Genomic DNA, 4553 nt, shown 5'->3' on the forward strand with positions numbered 1-4553 from the left:
AAAATTGTAAGCGTAGACAAAGGCGAAGTAATGGCAAACATTAAAAGTGAAGTAACCGAACCCAACACAATTACCGCAGTAATCACAAAAGAGTCTGCTGAAAAATTAGGTTTAGCTGAAGGCGATGATGTTACAGCTATCATAAAATCTACCGAAGTAATCATCGGCAAATAGATTCAAAATATTATTTTTTACATCTGGGGTTTAAAATTAAAAAAATGCCATGACTTCTTAAAGCCATGGTTTATTATTACGTTTGTAGAATCAGTATCCTATAAATCCTAATAATATTAAAATTATAAGAATAACGATTCCTGCTTTTAAAAGTGTTTTTAGGTTTTTAATTACAGCATATATAATCAAAAACACAATTATTATCCTTAAAATGTGCATTAACATGGGATTATCCCCCTGCTAATATGGTTTTGGTGCCTTCTTTTGAAATCTCTTCTTTTTTAAATTCAACATCGTATTTGACGGTTTCAATAACTTCTTTTAGTGCGTCAAGGGTTTCTCTACGGTGGGCACCAAGAACTGCAACTAAAAAGAGCATGTCTCCTGTGTAGAACTCACCTATATAGTGCACTACGGATATTTCATGAACATTATATTTGATTTTGGCATTTTCCACTATCTTTTCGATTTCAGCTTTTGTTTTTTCCTTGTCGGGAGTTGTCAGAATTAACTTTTCCAGGTTCATGTTTTCTTCTTTTCCACGAACAATTCCTTCAAAGGTGAAGATTGCACCTGAATAGTCAATCTTTTTGTCTTTTTTTAATCCTGCTATTAAGTCTGCCATTGTAACTTTGTCTTCTTTTGCTTCTATTACTCTTACAACCATTGTGTCATCTCCAAGTAATATATTATATTCAACTTATTATATAACTATTGTTATAACTCACTTACCTCTTTAACGGATAAGTTCTTCAATCTTTCAACACCATAAATCTCATTAATCACGTCAACGACGGCCTTTGGAACCAATTCCTGCCAGTCATCATCATTCAGAATGCGTTTTCTGACCTCGCTTCCGGACAAATGCTTGCGGTCATATAATGGAGGCTGTCTGACTTCGTAGCCTTCCTCATTAAACAGCTGTTTGACCAATGGGTTGCCGGAATAAACAATGCTGAACGGTGGTGTCAACATTTTGACATGTGAAACCCAAATCGCATTGAAGTTGATGTCCTGCATTGGAATGATATAATATCTTGATGGATCGATATCCTTTTCGGCAAGGGCCTGACTCATCATGACAATGCGCTCGCCTGCAGTGAACGGGTCTTTAAGCTCATGGCTGGCCTGGGCACTGCCGATTCCTATGATTATCTCATCGACTTCGTTTAGAATCTGTTTTATCACTGCCATATGCCCATTGTGAACCGGCTGCATACGGCCAATCAATATTCCTCGAACTTTATGCATGCTATCACCTAAGGTGTCAATCCGTCCAGACTTCTAATTAAATTCTCAGCGGTTTTTTGTTTTTGACTCAAGGAATCTGTAATGCATGTTTCGACAAGTAAAGTATCGATTCCCTTATCCGCTATAGGTTTTGTAACCTTCTCAGGGCTGGTTCCCAAATCGAAATTGTAATCGACAAGATTCACCTCATTGCTTATCTTGGCAATGGTGGAATTGATCTTGTCTGTTCTGTTGGAGAGGCTGAATACGAAGTTGGAATACTCATATTCAGGATTTATCTCATGAACATCCACTACGAGGAACGGATTGTCCTTTTCAATATTAGGAACAATGTACATATTTGCAAGCTCTTCGCCCGCAGCACGGGTTTCCTCCTGGGAAGTCAAGTTGTCAATTGTTTTAATGTAATATATAACGTAATGCTTGGTTAGATTATGTGGACCGTTTTCTGAAGTGATATTGTAAATTGTCTCATTGACTTTTTCATGAATTTCATGCTCTCTCGGATGAACACCTAAAATAATGCCTACAGTTTCATTGGAGGAAGGATTTCCCGCTTCAATCTTATAGACTGTACCATTGGAATTATTTCCTACACTGGTTACATTATAGATATTGTCAGGAGTACCTGTCATATCACCAATAATTATAGATAGATTAATAATTACAATTACCAGTAAAACTATAAGCAGTATCTGATATTGAAATTTTTTATTCATAAAATAACCTTATTGTTTATATTATAATTAAATATCTAACTAAACTTATATTAAAGACTTTTTACTAAAAATATATTAACAAACAATTAATGGAGTATTTTTAATGGAAACCAAAAATATAATTATAATTGCAGTAGTAGTTGTAATAATCGCTATTTTAGGAGTTATATTTGCTACTGGAATGTTAAATGGTAATGAAAAAACAGCAGGTGTCACCACTCCGTTTAAAACAGAATTCATGGAGGGTACTTTTGCTGGAAATGTTAGTTTGGTAAACGATAGTGAGGAATTTATGCACTCATATGAAGACAAGGAAAACAAGATTACATATAACATATCCACTGTTGATGATTCAGATGCCTTAATGGATATATATTACGTTCAGGGTGTAATGAATCCTGAAAAACGCAGCTTCAACGACAATGACTGGAATATTTACTTCACTCAAGCCGTACAAGGCAACGATTCAAATTCATCTGATAAGCCGATGAATATCATTATCTGCCAATCCCAAGGTGAAAAACAGGGATATTTAATCTATATGATTATTGATGCAAAATCCAAAGTGAATGCAACACTTAATACTTATGGTGAATCCTACACTGACTTTGTTGAGCCATTGCTTAACAGCATTACTCTAAAAGAAAGCAACAATGTTCCGAAAATATATGAGGAATTCGGATTGACTGAAGACCAGTTTGCAGAGCAAATGGATTTGATAAAACAGTATAAGGCAGGAAACACTTCCGCTTTACAACAAGAACAAGAGGCTGTCGTGGAATAATGAGAATAACGGTTTTTCATGCAAACGAGTGCGACAAGAAAAAATGCACAGCCATCAAGCTGGCTAAAATGGGGAAATGCAGGTTGGTTGATAACATCAACAAGATTCCTTCTGGCGCAATAGTTCTCAATCCGTATGCTGAAAAGGCCGTATCATTTGAAGACTACAGATATGTTCAAAGGAGAGGGATTGTAGGGCTTGACTGCTCATGGAATGAGGTGTCAAGTTCTAAAAAATTCTTTTCACTTTCAAAATACCACAGATCATTGCCCTTTTTGATCGCCACAAATCCGGTAAACTATGGCAAGGCATGTATCCTATCCACTGTTGAGGCAATAAGCGCCACACTTTACATCACCCGTTTTAAGGATGAAGCCATTGATTTGATGGATGGCTACAAGTGGGGGCATACTTTCATTGAACTTAACTATGACCTGCTCGAGGCATACAGTGAAGCTGACACCAGTGCTGAGGTAGTCAAGGTTCAAAATGATTTTCTTTCTGAAAAGGGCATTAATTCAGAAAGTTAATTTTTCTATTTTTGTTGAATCATTTCACTTTTTTAGGGTGGAATCCACTAAATTTTTTCTTTTGAATGATTCAGATTGTGTTAATGTTTAAATAATTTGAAGTTTATAACTTCAATTAAAATATTATTCGGAGTTTTTCATATGAATAAGAAAATTTTAACAATACTGTTCGTATTGGTATTTGTTTTTGCAGTTGCACATGTGGGTGCAGCTGAAATCTCTGACGATTCGGGAAGTGGAGTAACTGTTGCTGATGACTCAGAAAATGTCAATCTGGATGAAACTGCCAATGAGGATGAAAAATTAAGCGAGGGTGCAGGTGATATTTTAGCTAATGGCACTGGTGATGATTCTACAGGTGATTCCACAGGTAATTCAACAGATGATTCAACCAATACTACTCCAGCTCCTGTTGAAAAGCCAACCGCTATCATCAAAGCGTCAAAAGCCAAAGTTGCCTACAAGAAAGGTACAAAATGGACCATCAAATTGGTGGATTCAAAAAACAAGCCTATTGCAAAAACAAAAATTGTTTTGAAGATATATACCGGATCCAAGTATAAGACCGCTAAGGTATTGACAAACGCCAAGGGTGTGGCATACTATAACACCAAATATCTCAAGGCAGGTACACATAAGGTCATAGCAAGCTTGGCAGGCAATACTTATAAATTCAAGGCTATCAAGTCATCAATCAAGGTTGTTAAGCAAATACCATTGAAAATATTTGCCAAAAGGACCACTGAAAAAGAGTATGCTCTTTTAACAATCCTGGTTATGAACAAGAAGACCAAAAAACTTGTTAATGGCGTTAAACTTAAGTTGCATATTTACACAGGTAAAAAATACAAAACAGTAACCTTAAAAACCAAAAAGTTCAATGGACTTAAGGGAATTACAGGATATGCAACCAACCAGTTGAGTGTAGGCAAGCATAAGGTCATAATCATGCCGGCGGATTTCAAGTATAGCGGATATAAGAAAACCAGCATGATCATTAAGAAAAGCGCCAAAAAGGCAAAGCCTTTTTCTCTAAAATTATGATGTAATTAATATTACATTATTTTTTTTTATTTTTTTGGTTGTTATTTCAAT

The 4553-nt window shown here is 35.8% G+C and carries 7 protein-coding genes; 4 read left to right on the forward strand and 3 right to left on the reverse strand.

Annotated features, from left to right (window positions below; all coding sequences use genetic code 11):
* Nucleotides 1-3 precede the first annotated feature (3 nt).
* The gene (locus E7Z79_RS09215) at nt 4-174 is read left to right on the forward strand and encodes a molybdopterin-binding protein (protein WP_303739655.1); all 171 of its coding nucleotides are present in this window, start codon (nt 4-6) and stop codon (nt 172-174) included.
* Between the two features lie 229 nt (nt 175-403).
* Here the strand turns inward: E7Z79_RS09215 and E7Z79_RS09220 are convergent, their stop codons facing one another.
* From E7Z79_RS09220 to E7Z79_RS09230, 3 genes are read right to left on the reverse strand one after another with little or no spacing between them, the layout of a single operon-like run.
* A complete protein-coding gene (locus E7Z79_RS09220; RefSeq protein ID WP_303739649.1) occupies nt 404-841 on the reverse strand; it encodes a molybdenum cofactor biosynthesis protein MoaE in 438 nt (145 codons plus the stop codon).
* A 50-nt stretch (nt 842-891) separates the two neighbouring features.
* Nucleotides 892-1425, reverse strand: coding sequence for a nicotinamide-nucleotide adenylyltransferase (locus tag E7Z79_RS09225; RefSeq protein WP_303739650.1), 534 nt, complete (start codon nt 1423-1425; stop codon nt 892-894).
* An 8-nt stretch (nt 1426-1433) separates the two neighbouring features.
* A complete protein-coding gene (locus E7Z79_RS09230) occupies nt 1434-2144 on the reverse strand; it encodes a hypothetical protein (RefSeq protein WP_303739651.1) in 711 nt (236 codons plus the stop codon).
* Between the two features lie 103 nt (nt 2145-2247).
* Here E7Z79_RS09230 and E7Z79_RS09235 point away from each other — a divergent pair, with 103 nt between their 5' ends.
* The 3 genes from E7Z79_RS09235 (at nt 2248) to E7Z79_RS09245 (ending at nt 4502) form a co-directional block, all read left to right on the forward strand.
* Nucleotides 2248-2928 carry a hypothetical protein gene (locus E7Z79_RS09235; protein WP_303739652.1) on the forward strand — a complete coding sequence of 227 codons (681 nt, stop codon included), beginning with the start codon at nt 2248-2250 and terminating at the stop codon, nt 2926-2928.
* Complete coding sequence (locus E7Z79_RS09240) at nt 2928-3458, forward strand: DUF367 family protein (protein WP_303739653.1); 531 nt, start codon at nt 2928-2930, stop codon at nt 3456-3458. Before E7Z79_RS09235 ends, E7Z79_RS09240 begins: the two co-directional genes overlap by 1 nt.
* Nucleotides 3459-3599: 141 nt before the next feature.
* Nucleotides 3600-4502 (forward strand): hypothetical protein, encoded by a 903-nt coding sequence (locus E7Z79_RS09245; RefSeq protein ID WP_303739654.1) that lies wholly within the window; start codon nt 3600-3602, stop codon nt 4500-4502.
* The last annotated feature ends 51 nt before the right edge of the window (nt 4503-4553 follow it).

Source organism: Methanobrevibacter thaueri (assembly GCF_015062905.1).
Taxonomy (GTDB): domain Archaea; phylum Methanobacteriota; class Methanobacteria; order Methanobacteriales; family Methanobacteriaceae; genus Methanocatella; species Methanocatella thaueri_A.

Excerpts from the sequence above, each read along its gene's own strand:
- E7Z79_RS09220 (WP_303739649.1), bottom strand. The coding sequence starts at position 841 with ATGGTTGTAAGAGTAATAGAAGCAAAAGAAGACAAAGTTACAATGGCA.
- E7Z79_RS09245 (WP_303739654.1), top strand. The coding sequence starts at position 3,600 with ATGAATAAGAAAATTTTAACAATACTGTTCGTATTGGTATTTGTTTTT.
- E7Z79_RS09225 (WP_303739650.1), bottom strand. The coding sequence starts at position 1,425 with ATGCATAAAGTTCGAGGAATATTGATTGGCCGTATGCAGCCGGTTCAC.
- E7Z79_RS09235 (WP_303739652.1), top strand. The coding sequence starts at position 2,248 with ATGGAAACCAAAAATATAATTATAATTGCAGTAGTAGTTGTAATAATC.
- E7Z79_RS09230 (WP_303739651.1), bottom strand. The coding sequence starts at position 2,144 with ATGAATAAAAAATTTCAATATCAGATACTGCTTATAGTTTTACTGGTA.
- E7Z79_RS09240 (WP_303739653.1), top strand. The coding sequence starts at position 2,928 with ATGAGAATAACGGTTTTTCATGCAAACGAGTGCGACAAGAAAAAATGC.